Source organism: Acaryochloris sp. 'Moss Beach' (assembly GCF_021497025.1).
GTDB classification, from domain to species: Bacteria; Cyanobacteriota; Cyanobacteriia; order Thermosynechococcales; family Thermosynechococcaceae; genus Acaryochloris; species Acaryochloris marina_A.
Window position 1 is genome coordinate 4,123,718 of record NZ_CP071717.1, and the last position, 15,315, is coordinate 4,139,032.

At 48.3% G+C, this 15,315-nt stretch carries 20 protein-coding genes; all 20 read right to left on the minus strand.

Annotation, left to right across the window (positions count from 1 at the left end; genetic code table 11):
* Nucleotides 1-38: 38 nt before the first annotated feature.
* Nucleotides 39-2,666 carry a hypothetical protein gene (locus HRE53_RS19440; RefSeq protein WP_235107620.1) on the minus strand — a complete coding sequence of 876 codons (2,628 nt, stop codon included), beginning with the start codon at nucleotides 2,664-2,666 and terminating at the stop codon, nucleotides 39-41.
* Nucleotides 2,667-4,073: 1,407 nt separating this feature from the next.
* Nucleotides 4,074-5,960: a serine/threonine-protein kinase gene (locus HRE53_RS19445; RefSeq protein WP_212664898.1), complete on the minus strand. Its 1,887-nt coding sequence runs from the start codon at nucleotides 5,958-5,960 to the stop codon at nucleotides 4,074-4,076.
* A 114-nt stretch (nucleotides 5,961-6,074) separates the two neighbouring features.
* Complete coding sequence (locus tag HRE53_RS19450) at nucleotides 6,075-6,833, minus strand: C40 family peptidase (RefSeq protein WP_235107621.1); 759 nt, start codon at nucleotides 6,831-6,833, stop codon at nucleotides 6,075-6,077.
* A gap of 66 nt (nucleotides 6,834-6,899) precedes the next feature.
* Nucleotides 6,900-7,124 (minus strand): translation initiation factor IF-1, encoded by a 225-nt coding sequence (gene infA, locus HRE53_RS19455; RefSeq protein ID WP_010469293.1) that lies wholly within the window; start codon nucleotides 7,122-7,124, stop codon nucleotides 6,900-6,902.
* An 84-nt stretch (nucleotides 7,125-7,208) separates the two neighbouring features.
* Nucleotides 7,209-7,769, minus strand: coding sequence for an adenylate kinase (locus HRE53_RS19460; RefSeq protein ID WP_212664900.1), 561 nt, complete (start codon nucleotides 7,767-7,769; stop codon nucleotides 7,209-7,211).
* Nucleotides 7,769-9,076: a preprotein translocase subunit SecY gene (secY, locus tag HRE53_RS19465; protein ID WP_212664901.1), complete on the minus strand. Its 1,308-nt coding sequence runs from the start codon at nucleotides 9,074-9,076 to the stop codon at nucleotides 7,769-7,771. The genes HRE53_RS19460 and secY overlap by 1 nt, the downstream gene beginning before the upstream one ends.
* Nucleotides 9,077-9,118: 42 nt before the next feature.
* Nucleotides 9,119-9,568: a 50S ribosomal protein L15 gene (gene rplO, locus HRE53_RS19470; protein ID WP_235107622.1), complete on the minus strand. Its 450-nt coding sequence runs from the start codon at nucleotides 9,566-9,568 to the stop codon at nucleotides 9,119-9,121.
* 60 nt (nucleotides 9,569-9,628) lie between these two features.
* Entirely contained in the window at nucleotides 9,629-10,162 is a 534-nt protein-coding gene (gene rpsE / locus HRE53_RS19475; RefSeq protein ID WP_212664903.1) for a 30S ribosomal protein S5, read from the minus strand.
* 14 nt (nucleotides 10,163-10,176) lie between these two features.
* Nucleotides 10,177-10,533 carry a 50S ribosomal protein L18 gene (rplR, locus tag HRE53_RS19480; RefSeq protein WP_212664904.1) on the minus strand — a complete coding sequence of 119 codons (357 nt, stop codon included), beginning with the start codon at nucleotides 10,531-10,533 and terminating at the stop codon, nucleotides 10,177-10,179.
* On the minus strand, nucleotides 10,533-11,072 hold the full coding sequence (gene rplF / locus HRE53_RS19485) for a 50S ribosomal protein L6 (protein ID WP_212664905.1): 540 nt from the start codon (nucleotides 11,070-11,072) through the stop codon (nucleotides 10,533-10,535). The genes rplR and rplF overlap by 1 nt, the downstream gene beginning before the upstream one ends.
* A gap of 38 nt (nucleotides 11,073-11,110) precedes the next feature.
* Nucleotides 11,111-11,512, minus strand: coding sequence for a 30S ribosomal protein S8 (gene rpsH / locus HRE53_RS19490; protein WP_212664906.1), 402 nt, complete (start codon nucleotides 11,510-11,512; stop codon nucleotides 11,111-11,113).
* Between the two features lie 35 nt (nucleotides 11,513-11,547).
* On the minus strand, nucleotides 11,548-12,093 hold the full coding sequence (rplE, locus tag HRE53_RS19495) for a 50S ribosomal protein L5 (RefSeq protein WP_212664907.1): 546 nt from the start codon (nucleotides 12,091-12,093) through the stop codon (nucleotides 11,548-11,550).
* A gap of 56 nt (nucleotides 12,094-12,149) precedes the next feature.
* On the minus strand, nucleotides 12,150-12,497 hold the full coding sequence (rplX, locus tag HRE53_RS19500; protein ID WP_235107623.1) for a 50S ribosomal protein L24: 348 nt from the start codon (nucleotides 12,495-12,497) through the stop codon (nucleotides 12,150-12,152).
* Complete coding sequence (rplN, locus tag HRE53_RS19505; protein ID WP_212664909.1) at nucleotides 12,497-12,865, minus strand: 50S ribosomal protein L14; 369 nt, start codon at nucleotides 12,863-12,865, stop codon at nucleotides 12,497-12,499. Before rplN ends, rplX begins: the two co-directional genes overlap by 1 nt.
* Before the next feature lie 11 nt (nucleotides 12,866-12,876).
* A complete protein-coding gene (rpsQ, locus tag HRE53_RS19510) occupies nucleotides 12,877-13,128 on the minus strand; it encodes a 30S ribosomal protein S17 (RefSeq protein ID WP_212664910.1) in 252 nt (83 codons plus the stop codon).
* 55 nt (nucleotides 13,129-13,183) lie between these two features.
* On the minus strand, nucleotides 13,184-13,381 hold the full coding sequence (gene rpmC / locus HRE53_RS19515) for a 50S ribosomal protein L29 (protein WP_212664911.1): 198 nt from the start codon (nucleotides 13,379-13,381) through the stop codon (nucleotides 13,184-13,186).
* A 3-nt stretch (nucleotides 13,382-13,384) separates the two neighbouring features.
* Entirely contained in the window at nucleotides 13,385-13,804 is a 420-nt protein-coding gene (rplP, locus tag HRE53_RS19520) for a 50S ribosomal protein L16 (protein WP_212664912.1), read from the minus strand.
* A gap of 66 nt (nucleotides 13,805-13,870) precedes the next feature.
* Nucleotides 13,871-14,596: a 30S ribosomal protein S3 gene (gene rpsC / locus HRE53_RS19525; protein ID WP_212664913.1), complete on the minus strand. Its 726-nt coding sequence runs from the start codon at nucleotides 14,594-14,596 to the stop codon at nucleotides 13,871-13,873.
* A gap of 35 nt (nucleotides 14,597-14,631) precedes the next feature.
* Nucleotides 14,632-14,994: a 50S ribosomal protein L22 gene (gene rplV, locus HRE53_RS19530; protein WP_212664914.1), complete on the minus strand. Its 363-nt coding sequence runs from the start codon at nucleotides 14,992-14,994 to the stop codon at nucleotides 14,632-14,634.
* 9 nt (nucleotides 14,995-15,003) lie between these two features.
* Nucleotides 15,004-15,282 (minus strand): 30S ribosomal protein S19, encoded by a 279-nt coding sequence (gene rpsS, locus HRE53_RS19535; protein ID WP_010469318.1) that lies wholly within the window; start codon nucleotides 15,280-15,282, stop codon nucleotides 15,004-15,006.
* Between the last annotated feature and the right edge of the window lie 33 nt (nucleotides 15,283-15,315).

Here is a 15,315-nt window from a genome sequence, read left to right on the forward strand (position 1 = left end):
AGGAAGTAGAAGTTGCCTTCCCTTCCTGACTCAACGCATTACTGGATGCGGCGACGGAATTGGAACTGACCAGTTTGGCCGGGGTCGACTTGACCCACTTCGTTCTCATACTTGTCCACTTTGGTTCCGGCGATGGGGTCGGAAGTGGTTAGTGCAGTGGTGTCACCACTGTTGGTGAAGAATTCCACAGCGCCCTGGTCGGCAGTGGTGTTCTGTTCGTGGTCTGTAAAGGCGGCCCAGTTGTTACTAACAGCAGGTGGACCAACTTTGATAGAAGCATTTCCATCTTCAACAATCTCGAAGTCGAAGGCGGTTAGAGTGGAATTGCCACTTCCAGAAATACTAGTCGAGATGTTCTCGTAGGTAATTCGGTACTCGATTTGGTAACCAGGTAGTACATTTACAGTATTTGGGAGGGTCTGAGTCCATGCTCCATTCGGGACAATCACTCCGTTCTCATCCAGAATCTGAACTTCCTTAGTCAACTTCATGAAGCCGGTATAGAGTCGTTCAATGGTGACGTTAGTGGTTGATTCAGGAGTGCCGGGGCCGGTGAAATTATATCCAGGCGTGGTGGTAGTATTATCATCTGCGAAGGCAAGGATGGGAATAGGAATCTCATCATTCGGTAAGACACCATTGGGGAGATCTACTACGACGTCATAGTCTAGAGTTTGACCTGCAGGTAAATTACCCACATTGACGTGCTCTGGAGTGGTATCAGCAGATGGACCAACTGGTCCTGCTGGATCGGTTGTACTGCTGGTGAGGTTAAAGTTAGTTCCGTCATAGGTATAGACAGCCGACTGAATGTCGCCATCAGCATCAGTAGCAGTAATAGTGACTACAGTGCCAACAGGAATATCACCATCAGCCCCATATTGACCCGTTAGTAGACTGTCATCCACCCCTTGAGCCTGAGTAGGCGATATAGGCTGCAGAGTCACATTTGAGATAAAGCCAGAGCTAGCAGGATTCTGTACCGTGTTGTCAAAGGCCTCAGGGTCAGGGTCAAAACCATCGGTTGGACCTACACCAGCAGGAACGTTTGTAGTCTGGTTCGTAAAGTCATCATTGTCATCCGTGGGACCATTGGCACCAGGTACACCATCGGGACCATTAAGGATATCGTCACTACCAGCAACATCGCCGATGTTAACAACGTTGTCTTCACCATCGGGGCCAGTACCGCTGTTATCGTTGCCAGTATCTGTTCCTTGAGTGACGGGGTCAGCTACACCTGTATCTCCGGTGGTAGGAGTAGGGTCATAGTCGGTACCTGTTGGATCAGGTGGAGTATTGTCATCGTTGAAGTTGTTGGGATTGCTGTCACCCGACTCATCGTAAACAACTTCATTAGTGGTATCGCCAACGGTTTCACCAAAGACCTGAGCGATGTTAGCAACCTGTCCACCTGTGCTTGGTAAATCAGTGGTTTCAACCGTAAATCGGAAGGGACTAAACGCACTACCTCTTGCTAAAGTTGCTCCACCGGTATAGATAAAACCAATTCGAGTAACCGTGTCCAGAGTTGGTGCAGCTGTCACCCAAGTTGCAGCTGTTGCTGGTGTAGAAGTAGGTGTAATTGTGTAAACAACTTGCCAGTTGGCTGGTAGATTAGCTGTGTCGACGGAGGATAGTGTAGTGCCGACAGGAATTGCATCAGACACTAAGATTCGAGGTGCGCTGTCATCTGTGGTTCCAGTTACATTGATGGCTGTTCCTTCAAGGTCAGCTGGAGTAAACGCAGCGTTGGGAGATGTACTCGCAACTGACATTCCCAAGTCATAGGTAATCAAATCATCGCTAGCACTACCCGTTGGACCTGGTGCTAGGTTAGACGCAACCTTAGTTACAGTTGCCAAAGCTAAGGGGCGGACGGAGCTGGCAAAAGGAATGCTGTTCGTGGCGCTCGCTTCACGCTCACCGTTGACCGGGGCACCGTTACCTGGGTTATCATCTATGGTGCGGATATCTCCAGCGTTGGTATTGATAGTTGGAGGTGCAGGATCTCCATCTCCTGTATCAGGTTGGTTTTGGGTGCTAGGACTGTTGTTGTCAGGACCAGTACTACCCAAGGTGACACCGACATCGGCACCAGCAGGTGTACCAGGGGCAGGTGTACCTGTGACTCTAACCTTTAATACAGTATCTGGTGCAAGGGGAGGTAAATTAGCACTAGCTTGGTCAAGTAAATCTGTAATATTGTCACCAGTTGCAGGAACAGTAGCAATAAGATTACCTGCAGAATCAACAATCTCAACAGCAGTTGGAGTGAAGTTTTCAGTGCCAATGTTGTTAATGCCAGGGATGAAAACGTCGGTAGCTGCGTTACCAACGTTTGTGACGTCGAATACAAATTCTAAGGTGTCACCTGCTTCAACAGCACCACCATCCAAGTCAGTGAAGCCGGCGGGAACTGCGGTCACACCTGCAACTTCTGCAACAGTGACGGTAACCGTGTTGGATGTTGCATCAATGGTGGGTCCACCACTGGTTTCTGAGTAGGTTGCAGTAGCTGTGTTACTGATTTGTTGACCGGCATCGGTTCCGGCGGCGAAGGCTGGAAGAAGAGGTTGGACTAGGCCACCTGCCAATAAGGCTGCAATGGTAAGAGGGCCAAGCTTTCGTGGTCGTCTAGGGGACTTTGGTGTATCTTGAGTCATATGATGTCGTCTTTGAGTTCTTGGTAATGGACAATAGGAAGATAGACATCTTCCGGCAGAGATGAGTTGTAACTGACCCGCCATTGGCTGGGTTGGTTTCCTGTGGTTTTGAGCTGGACCCTCAAAACTTAGGGGTTATGGCTCAGTCTCTGCCTTCATCTCTAAGTGAGATTTTTAGAATTAAGAGCTTAAGCCAGTGAGCTGAAAAGTGGCGACTAATCCTTTCTTTAAAAGCCTGTTTTGGATTGAAAGCAACGCCTTACAGAATTATCAGTTCACCCAGGGGTTATTAACTTATTTATCAGTCTAGATTCAGTATGCCCTTTTTGGAATCCGGGATGACACCTAATTCTGGATAGTGAAGAGGTCGAATTGATTGTTGGTATTTGTTGAATGTTTGAAAATTATTCTACCTCAGTAAAAAGCTTTTATAGAGAACGTTGGCATAAGTTGTCTATGCTAGTAAAAGTCATAAAAGCTTTTCTAGTAAAGGATTAATTCTCTTGTCGTGGTTGATGTATTAATGAATATCTAAGCTTTTATATATTTTTTAAGTCAACGGATTTTGTGCTTTAATTTATAGCTACTTAAATAAGCCTATTTTTTTGAGGTCAGTATATATACAGAGAAGATTCAATAACGGATAAAAGATGGAAAGAAGTATTTGAATCCGTAGGTATAAAAAAAATAAAATCTCAGTGGTAATACTGATGGCTATGATGTGTGCATCCATAAATAAATCTCTATAGCTACCTTAGGGAGAGGATTGTAGCTTTTGTCACAGCTCAGGGCAGTGAATACCTTTTTGGTCCATAGATTGGGGTGCTAGTGGTTCTAGCTGTTCAGAAGAAGTGTGATCGGTCGGATCTTGCTATGGCTCAGGTCTGAAGTGGGTAGCTAGCAGGATTGTATGTAAGGTTTATGGATGGCTTGGGGAACTTTTGGGTAGAGTTGCCATCCCCAGCTTCTGAGCTATAACGATCGGCTACCTAACGATACGATTACTCGGTGCTAACCTGTCAGTCCTCATCTTTCATCTTGCTTACTGTTGCAGATCTTCTGACAGAACTGGCTTTTTGCCTAAAGCAATGTTGGCTAAGTTAGCCGAAAAGATTATTTTGGTTTCGCGATGGTTCTCTAAACGATAGCTCCGAGCTATGGTTTGCGAGACATGAGTAACCGTAACCTTGACGGAGTCACCATCAAAAGCTAGAGAAGTGGCGAATCAATGCAATCCTGCGGAGATCTAGAGACCATGCCTAGCTCTCTTTGAAGGTAAAAGAGGTATGAACAATCGCAATATATGACTCTGCTCAGGCAGATTAGGTGTCGCTCCTTATTATTCAGGAGAAAACGTTGATTGTCGCCCTATTCCGCTATCTAGTTTCTACTGAAAGGCTTTTGGGTTTAGGCTGTTTTGTTGTGGGCCGTTTCTTGAAAAGGGTCTTCTGTCTGTCGATGCCATTCGGTGAGGTGTGAATGCACATCGACGGTATAAAGGGTTGCAGATTGTTCTGACCAGGTGCCGACCATGAATCCTTGCCCAGCCCCGGCACAAACTGCGATCTTTTCGTTGGCGCCTATCGGCAACTGGAAGTGGCTTAAGGGATGTCCATTATGGCTAAGGACTAGAACTTGATGGGTTGCTAACAACACATATCCCCAAGGGGTGGCAAGAATTTGTTCTGGTTGAAGTGCTAAAGATAGTTTCGTGAGTCGCCAAGGTTTTAAATCAATTAAGAAGGCAGTCTGAGGATCCTGCTTGCTCACGGCCAATAATCGATAGGGGTTGGCAACACTTTGAGTAATCTGTTGCAGGGGGATGGGAACCGAAAAGGGTTGGAAGCTGTTGCCTTTGCGAGTAAATCCCTGAAAATGACTTTGGTCCTCGTCTACGGAAATGGCGACACCAAAACGGGAGTCCAATACAAATAGCCAGTTGGGTTTACGAATCAAAACAGGCTGGTGGATGGGCTGCATCTGGGGCCATTGGAAAATTTGTAATAGAGCTTGACTGCCTAGTTCAGCTCCTTGAACAGCCTCGAAGGATTGCTGGCCGCAGGCAATGGCCAGCCAGTTCTGTTCGGGTCGCCAGCCAATTTTGTTGTTCTGCCCCCAATCAATACCTGAGAGGTTTTCGATGGTGGGTAGATCGCAGGGTTGGGAATCTACTGTATTTTTCAGGGATAAGGGATGTAGGCGAGAGGGTTGTTTGAAGGTGTTGCCCTGGATGGTACGGACCCAGGCTTGGCCACCTCCCCAGAATAAGTCCGTGACCGGTAGTGCGAACTGCCACTGCTGCTTTTGAAATGGACCCGGTGCTGGAAAATCCGTGGAATAGGATCGGCAAATGACCTTGTTGTGGCTACCTAAGTAAACTTGATGGTCCTGTATGTGTAGACAGTGGATAGGACTCGGATATTGCTCTTGTTGAATATTGAGCAAGTCAGGATTCTCTGGCCATCGCTGGCTAGGAGCAAGGGTACAGTTAGGATCCTCTGACGCTAAAATATCTGCAGCAAGCACGACGGCATTGAGCATGTCCGTTGCGCTCTTAAAACGTTTCTGAGGGAGTTTTTGCAGAGCAGTTTTGAGAACTGAACGCAGTAGAAAGGGAACATCCTGAGGAATCTGAGCGGCTTCATTCAGATGGGCGGTCATCAGTTCGCCAGGCAGTCCGATGAAGGGACGTTTGTTCATTAATAACTCATACAGCATGACGCCGACCGCATAGAGATCCGAGGCGTAGGAATGTTGACTGTAAAATCGTTCGGGTGCCATATAGGCTGGAGATCCAGTGTCTCCCTGACCTAAGACACCAAATCCTGCTTCTTCGGCTAATCGAGCTATACCAAAATCGGTGATTCTAGCGGTTGTCCCATTCTCGGTATGGGTGAGTAAGATATTTTCTGGTTTGAGGTCGCAGTGAATGATGTCGTTCTGGTGGGCATATTCCAACCCTTTGAGCACATCGATGATGAGCTGCAACCGTTGCTGAAAGCTGAGGTGTACGGGATGTATGAGTAAATCTCGTAAGGTGCCACCCTCGCAATAGTCCATGACCAAATACCGTTCTGTGGCGGTGTAGGTAATGGTCTGAACCGAGACAATGTTGGGATGTTGCAAACTGGCGAGTAACCGCAACTCCCGCAGAAAAAAGCGAGTCGGAAGCTCTCGTTTGTTGAGTACTTTGAGGGCCACTAATGATCCAGTGTTGCGATCGCGAGCACAAAGCACTCGACCAAATTGGCCCTGACCAACCAGCCCTAAAATGCGATATTGAGTGGGAGACATCCCAGCCCATGGCCTCAAAATGATTATGTTCTTATTGAGCCCAGATGGATGGGGTGACCTATCAAAAAATCTCGATGATTAAACAGATACAGGGGGTAACCACCGGATTTGCCTTTAGGTTAGGGGCGTTTGGGGCTGATAGCTCTTGATGATCCGGCCTGCGCCATGGATCTGACCATAGTAAGCTTGGGTGACGGCATCTCCCTCAGGGGAAAGTAAGTCAATGCCGATGCCGTTGCGGCCTTGCTCCGTACCGGAACTATGAATATACTTGCCGTCGCCCAGGTATAACGCTACATGATTCGCTTTTTCCACGGGACCAAAAAAGATTAAATCACCCGCTTGCAAAATCTGGGCAAAGTCTTGGACTTCAGAACCCGGGTTCGTAAGGGTTTGGGTAAAGGCTTCCTGTTGATAGGCGTCTCGGGGCAGCCAAATGCCTTGTTCTGCAAAGGCTCGCTGCATGAGTCCTGAGCAGTCAAAGTTAGGACCGATGGTGCCTCCCCATAAATACTGATTGGGTTGGTCCATGGCTGCCAACATAAAGGCAATCACATATTGCAGCCGAGACGAAATTTGATCACGGGTGAGAGAGGAGGCTTGATAGGACTGGGCTGCAGGTTCGAGTGTAGTGAGTGCCTGAGGTCCAAGCCAACCGGGATAGTCATCTTCGCAAAGGCGAACAGCCAGGGTTTGTCTTGGTTGGGGCAGGTCGGACACACAGAACTTCAACTGTCGACCTGGCCAAGCCTGGGTTGCTAAAGATTTGGAGGTTGGAGCATCCAGTAAATCAAGGGGGGCGCCAAGGCGATACTCAACCGAAGATAAAACGCCGTCTTGTAGCTGCGCTTTCAGCGTATCAATGGACACCATAACAATGGACAAAGTTGCGATCGCAACTCAAATGCATCTCGATCAATGAGCCTGGAAGCGTTAGGGTTACTTTTTGCGTAAGCGGTAGGTAATCCGTCCTTTGGTGAGGTCGTAGGGAGTCAGCTCTACCTTGACACGATCACCGGGCAAAATTTTGATGTAGTTTCGCCGAATCTTGCCAGAGATATGGGCTAGAACATTAAACCCGTTATCTAGGTCCACGCGAAACATGGCATTCGGTAACGATTCTGTGACCGTACCTTCCATTTCAATCGCATCTTGCTTAGCCAAAAAGTTGATCCTCCTAGGGATGAGTTAGAACCGATTTGCCGGTAGAGTTGTTATCCAAGGTTTCTACACTGAGAGTATAAAGAATTATGTGAGATCTGCCAAAGCGGCTTTGATTCGATCCGTCACTGCTTCCACAGTTGCATCGCCATCAATATCTACTAAGCAGTTACGCTCACGATAAAAATTTAAAACGGGAGCTGTTTCTCGATGATAAATCTGAAGGCGATCTTGGATGACGGCTTCGGAATCATCTTTGCGGCCTCGGCTGAGTAAGCGGGCCACTAAATTCTGTTCGGGAACCTGGAGATTGATGACGCGATCACAACTTTGGTTCATCTCTTGCAAAAGCTTATCCAAGGTTTGAGCTTGGGGAATGGTTCGAGGAAATCCATCCAATAACCATCCGCTCGCAGTATCGGGTTGAGCCAATCGCTCTTTCACCATATCAATCACCACTTGGTCTGGGACCAGTTGGCCTTGATCCATATAGGACTGCACTTTCAACCCCAAAGGTGTTTTACCCGAAATAGCAGCTCGGAACAAATCTCCAGTTGAGATATGAGGGATATTATAGTCTGCAGCTAGAGAAACGGCTTGTGTCCCTTTGCCCGCACCAGGTGGCCCAAACAGAATTAAACGTGCCACTACTGTTTCACCATCCCTTCATACCGTTGGGAAATCACATAGGTCTGAATTTGCTTGGCCGTATCAATCGCAACACCCACCAAAATCAGAAGTGATGTGGCTCCAAAACCAGAAAAAATACCGCCACCGACGACCCTCTCTGCAGCCACTGGAACCAATACGACAGCACCTAGGAAGAAAGCACCGAGAAGTGTTAATCGATTCAAAACCTTCTCTACATATTCCGTCGTTGCCCGTCCAGGGCGAATCCCTGGAATACTTGCTCCCATCTTCTTCAAATTCTGAGACATATCAATGGGATTGACCACCAGAGATGCGTAGAAATAACTGAAGAAAACAATCATCGATAGATAGAAAATCACATAGACCCAAGGCAACGAACTATTGGGGCTAAGATATCCAGCAAATTCAATGATGGTGGGGTTGTTGGTTAGTCCTGCTAAAGTTCCAGGCAGAATCAACATAGCGGAGGCGAAAATAATGGGCATCACCCCACCCGAGTTTAATCGAAGAGGCAGATAACTTTTTTGCTCTTGATAGGTTCTGCGACCCACTTGTCGTCGAGCATAGACGATAGGAATTCGACGAGTTCCTTCCTGGACAAACACAATACCCACAATCATCAGGATGAAAACGGAAATCAAAATGATGACTTTAGAGACTTCGCCTTGCTCAGCAATCTGTAAAGCGTTACCTAGAGTGCTGGGCAAACCAGAAACAATACTCAAAAAGATTAGTAAGGAAGCACCGTTCCCTACTCCTCTTTCAGTAATCAGCTCACCCACCCACATCACAAACATGGAACCAGCCGTTAAGGCTACTACCATCTGAACGATGAAGATAGTACCAGGATTGAAAACCACACCCTCAGCACTATTAATGAGAATGGCAAACCCAGTACTCTGAATGATGGCCCATCCCAAAGCGACGTAGCGAGTGATTTGGGAGATTTTCCGGCGTCCTGCTTCCCCTTCATCTTTTTGCAAGCGTTCCAAAGAAGGCAGCGCAGCCGTTAACAACTGCAAAATGATAGAGGCATTAATAAAGGGAATAATCCCTAAAGCAAAAATCCCTAGGGCAGAAAAACCACCACCAGAGAAAAAGTCCAAAAAACCAAAAACAGGGTTACCAGCAAAGGTTGATGTAAAGGCGGCGCGGTTGATACCTGGAACGGGCAATCGAACACCCAGTCGGACCAGAATCAATAGCCCAAGGGTAATAAAAACCCGACCTCTAAGCCCAGCTGCCTGGGCCATTTGCATAAAAGTCTCTTGGGCGGATGGTGTTTTACCTCTGCTGACAACCATGTCAGGGATACCTCTCTAAAAGCCGATTAAAAATGAAAGATGTTAAGACCCAGTAGATTGAAAGCTACCACCGGCCCCTTCGATTTTGGCGATCGCAGATTTAGTTGCTGCCGCTGCTTGCACATTGAGTGCAACCGTTAGCTCACCATCTCCTAATACTTTCAAAGGCCCATCATTGGATGTAATGATGCCTTCGGTCATCAGAGACTCAAGGGTGACATCGGACTTTGCTTTCAATTCATTAAGCTTACCTACATTAATCGTAGTGTATTGCTTCTGATTGATCAGCGTAAAATGCTTTAACTTAGGTACTCGACGGTACAAAGGGTTTTGTCCACCCTCAAATCCAGGGCGAGTCGGGCGACCTGAACGAGATTTTTGACCGCGCATCCCAAAGCCACAGCTAGCACCTTGGCCAGCAGCGATTCCTCGGCCTACACGGCGACGTCGATGTTGGGAACCGGTTTTGGGTTTAGGATCGTTTAGTCTCATGATCTTGTTAAGTCAGGGGCTAGAGGTTAATAAACTGTTTTGCTTAGGCTATTTAGAGCACTAAGTGGCAGCATAGAGTTTTTCCACTGCAATGCCTCGTTCACTGGCCACCTCAGAAAAGGTGCGGAGAGATGACAGGGCATTAAGAGTCGCGCGAGCATTATTCAAAGGATTATCGGAACCCAACTGTTTCGCTAGTACATTGCGAACGCCAGCTAGTTCTAGAACAGTGCGAACTGCACCACCAGCAATCACACCCGTACCAGGTGCGGCAGGGCGCATCATCACTTTTGCGGCTCCTCCCCGACCGATCATCGGATGGGGAATTGAGTTGGATCGGGTCAAAGGAACTTCGACTAGCTGCTTCTTGCCATCAGCAACGCCTTTGCGAACGGCACCAATCACATCGCTGGCTTTACCCACGCCGACGCCTACTTGGCCTCGCTCATTGCCAACCACAACAATGGCTCTAAAACTGAGTTTTTTACCGCCCTTGACGACCTTCGAGACTCGCCGGATTTGGACGACTCGCTCTTGCCAGGTGGAGTCTTTTTCTTTGTTACGGTTGTTTTTGCGACGATTTTCCTTTGCCATGGATAATATCCTACTTAAAATTCTAAGCCAGCTTCACGAGCAGCATCAGCCAAAGCCTTGACTCGCCCGTGATATAAATTACCGCCGCGATCGAAGACTACGGCCTTGACGCCTTTTTCAATCGCTCGCTCAGCCACCAACTTGCCTACTGCAGTAGAGGCATCACAGGTTGCCCCTGAAGATGATTTGAGGTCAGATTCGACGGTTGATGCTGCAGCCAAGGTATGGTGCTGGGCATCATCAATCACCTGAGCATAAATATGATGATTCGATCGAAATACGGCTAACCGAGGTCTCTCAGCAGTTCCCGCAACCTTACGGCGAACTCGCTTATGTCGACTACGGGTTGCATCTTTGCGAGTGGTTTTCATTATTTCTTACCTGCCTTACCAACCTTACGGCGGACAAACTCATCGGCGTAGCGAATCCCCTTGCCCTTATAGGGTTCGGGAGGACGTACTGCCCGAATCCGAGCAGCGGTGTTGCCGACTACTTCTTTATTAATGCCACTGACAGTGACATTCGTGTTGCTGTCTACAGCCACTTGGATGCCTTCGGGTGGCTCAATGGTGACGGGATTGCTGTAGCCGACGTTCAAAATTAAATTACGGCCTTGAACCTGAGCTCGATATCCCACCCCTTGGATTTGCAATTTCTTCTCAAATCCTTTGGAGACCCCTTCAACCATGTTGGCAATCAGCGTTCGGGATAAACCGTGGCGCTGGCGAGCAACTCGCGATTCGTTCCGACGCGTCACTGTGACCACATTGTCGGCCTGATCAATGGCGACTTCTGGGGTTAACTCTCTGGATAACTCTCCTTTGGGGCCTTTTACAGTAACGGCTTGCCCTTTAATCGTGACATTCACTTTGTCAGGAATAGGAATGGGTACCTTACCGATGCGAGACATAGTCTAACTCCGTGTCAATAACTGCAAGAGGGCTGGGTTTACCACACATAGCAAAGGACTTCTCCACCAACCCCTGTTTGGCGGGCGTCTCGATCGGTCATGATGCCACTGGATGTGGAAACAATCGCGATGCCGATGCCGCCTAAGACTCTCGGTAAGTCACGTCGATTGGAGTAGACTCTAAGACCCGGCTTACTGATGCGCTTCAAGGTGTTGATGATCGGCTGCCGGTTTTTGCCACGATACTTCAGCGTAATGACTAGGCGCCGTTCTACCCCTTCGCCAGACTCTTCAAAGCTGGTAATAAAGCCTTCATCCTTTAGCACCGAAGCTACGCTTCGGGTCATTCGGGTCGACATGACTTGTGTCGTTTGATGCCGTGCTAGATTCGCATTGCGGATCCGCGTGAGCATATCACCAATAGTGTCATTAGCTGCCATAATTACTCCTTATGAACCGCCCCCTTCGAAACAACTTAATTTTCACGGAAGGGCATTCCCAAAACTTTTAACAGGGCACGACCTTCTTCATCGGTTTTGGCAGTCGTGATAATCGAAATATCCATACCTCGAATTTGATCAATGCTGTCGTAATCAACTTCAGGAAAGATGAGTTGTTCTCGCAATCCTAAAGTGTAATTCCCCCGACCATCGAAACTTTTGGGACTTACCCCACGAAAGTCGCGAATTCTTGGCAAAGCGAGATTTACCAATCGATCGAGAAAAGCATACATCCGCTCTCCTCTGAGGGTAACCATGACCCCGACGGGCATCCCTTGCCGAATTTTGAAGCCTGCAATCGCTTTCTTGGCTCGGGTCACCACAGGTCGTTGACCTGTAATCACCGCTAATTCTGCCAGGGAGCGTTCGAGAGCTTTCGCGTTTTGTGATGCTTCGCCCAAACCTCGGTTAACCGAAACCTTGGCTACTTTGGGGATTTCATGGGCATTTTTATACTTAAACTGTTCCTGTAATTTGGGAACGGCAGTATCGAGATAGAGGGTTTTTAGTCGGACTGTCATTACTTTTCTATCCTGTAGCGCCCTGGGCTTGGTCAGGGCAAAAATGAGCGTTGTCGCTAGTCAATGATTTCACCAGTTTTTTTCAGCATTCTGACCTTGCGGCCTGAATCGTCAAAGGTATAGCAAACCCGGCTAGCTACGTTTTCTTTGTTGGAGTACAGCATCACATTGGAACTATGGATGGGGAACTCTACCGTAGAAATCTGACCTGATTCACTTTCAGAGCGAGGCTTGACATGCTTTGTTTTGATGTTGACGCCTTCAACCACAACTTGGCTGAGCTTGGGTAAAACATCAATCACTTCACCCACTTTGGCCTTGTCTTTGCCAGCGATGACTTGGACTGTGTCTCCCTTCTTGACGTGCATCTTGAAGCGTTTAACAGTTGACTTTTTCTTAGCCATTAGAGCACCTCTGGCGCGAGAGAAACGATTTTAGTGAAGCTCTTGTCGCGGAGCTCACGAGCGACGGGGCCAAACACACGCGTGCCTCTGGGATTGCCATCTGGGTTAATTAATACCGCGGCATTGTCGTCGAAGCGAATACTCATGCCGCTATCTCGACAAATAGATTTGCGAGTACGGACGATAACGGCTCTGACCACATCAGATTTTTTGACAGGCATGTTTGGGGTTGCATCTTTGACGGTGGCAATAATGACATCGCCAACGCCACCATATCGACGGTTGCCGCCACCGATAACCCGGATGCACAACAAGCGTTTAGCGCCGCTGTTGTCCGCAACATTAAGTGTGGTTTCTTGTTGAATCATGATTCAGGTTCCTAGGGTCGATTAGCAGCCACTAAAACATCTGTTACCGTCCACCGCTTGGTGCGACTTAGGGGACGAGATTCTCGGATGCGCACGCGGTCACCAACATGGCAGGCATTTTCCTCGTCATGCACCTTATACCGGCGAGTTTGACCCACGATTTTTCCATACTTTCTATGAGGAACGCGGTTGGACACAGCGACTACAGCTGTTTTGTCCATCTTGTCACTGACAACAACCCCAATTCTTTCCTTAATAGCCATTTTTTCTTACTCCAATAGTCCAAATCCGACGCATATATTTTGAAAAGCCGAGGTGTTAACTTTGCTGCTGCTGTTTCAAGGTCAGAAGCTGGGCGATTTGATGCTGGATATGCTTGAACTGATGGGGTGCAATGGTTTCTTTGGTTGCTTTTTGAAAGCGAAGATCAAAAAGCTCTTTTTTCAACTCTTGAACCTTGGCATCTACTTCTTCCGCAGACAGGTTTTGCAAATCAGCCATTTTTGAGAATGCCATGACTTAGGACTCCTCCTTGGGACGCGCAACGAATTTAGTTTTGATGGGCATCTTGAAGGCTGCCAGTCTCATGGCTTCCCGAGCTGTCTCTTCATTAACACCGTTCATTTCATACATGATCCGACCCGGCTTGACCACGGCCACCCAATATTCAGGGGCACCTTTACCAGAACCCATCCGGGTTTCTGCGGGGCGCATGGTGACAGGCTTGTCTGGGAAGATACGAATCCAAATGTTTCCACCCCGGCGGACGTAGCGGGTCATGGCTCGTCGTCCTGCTTCAATTTGACGCGAGGTAATCCAGGAAGGCTCAAGGGCTTGGAGACCGTAATCACCGAAGCTGAGGGTGTTCCCTCGGGTGGCTTTACCGCGCATACGGCCCCGGTGTTGCTTACGAAATTTCGTTTTTCTAGGACTTAACATAATCAGGAATCGGGGTAAGAGAGTAGCAGTGTCGAGCGACCGGCTCGCTAAACGGAAGAAGAGAACTTATTCAGAACGATCTTCAAATTGCTGACGGCGTCGCTGTTGCTGACGGCGTCGCTGTTGAGGTTCGCGATTGGTAGGCTGTTCATCCGCACCTGGAATGATTTCACCCTTAAAGACCCAAACTTTGACCCCTAGAATGCCGTAGGTGGTGCTGGCGGTGCGGTAGGCATAGTCAATGTTGGCTCGTAGAGTATGCAGAGGCACTCTACCTTCTCGGGTCCATTCACTTCGGGCAATTTCAGCGCCGTTAAGTCGGCCACCCACTTGGATTTTGATACCTTCGACACCAGCCCGCTGAGCCCGTTGAATGGCTTGACGTACGACTCGACGAAAAGATACTCGGCGAACCAACTGCTGGACAATATATTCAGCAATCAAGGTTGCTTCGGCATCAACCCGAGCCACTTCAACGACGTTGATGCGGATGGGGCGATCATCGCCAAGCTCTTTTTGGAGGCCGACTCTTAGGGACTCGATACCGCTTCCGCCTCGACCCACAACTACGCCAGGACGAGCCGTTCGAACTTCTAAGTCAATCTGATCGGCTTTGCGCTCGATCCGCACGCCAGCGATGCCAGCATTGCTCAGATTTTTGTTGACGTAATTACGAACTTTAAAGTCCTCTTGAAGGAGTTCGGGGTAGCGATCGGTATCGGCAAACCAGCGCGACCAGTGATCTTGTGTGATCCCTAGGCGAAAACCGGTTGGATGAATCTTTTGTCCCACAAAAATGTCCTCTGTCTATGGCTCAATAAAGGTGACTAGCTGGCCTCGGCACTCACCGCAATGGTGATATGGCAAGTTGGCTTTTGAATTTGATAGGCTCGTCCTTGGGCACGAGGGCGAAACCGCTTTAAACGAGGACCTTGGTCTGCACAGGCGTGACTGATCACGAGATCTACAGGGTCCAATCCGCGATTGGTCTCGGCATTAGCAACCGCTGAACGTAACACCTTTAAGACTGGCTCACAGGCTCGGTAAGGCATAAATTCGAGAACAATTAGGGCTTCTCGATAGCTCCGGCCTCGAATTTGATCCAGAACCCGGCGCACTTTCCGAGGAGACATGCGGATATATTTAGCTTTGGCGTAAGCGCCGTTGATATCTTTAAGTTGCGTTGTCATCGCTTTATCCTACATCCGTGCTTTTTTATCGCCTTTGGAATGGCTTTTAAAGGTGCGAGTGGGGGCAAACTCACCCAATTTATGTCCCACCATCTGTTCACTGACGTAAACCGGTACGTGCTGACGGCCATTGTGAACGGCAATGGTGTGACCGATCATTTGCGGGATGATGGTGGATGCCCGTGACCAGGTTTTGATAACTTGCTTTTCGCCTTTTTCGTTGAGGTTTTCCACCTTGGTTAAAAGATGGTCAGCGACGAAGGGGCCTTTTTTCAGAGAGCGAGACATGGTTGAGTGAATGAAACGTCAAATAAACTGCAA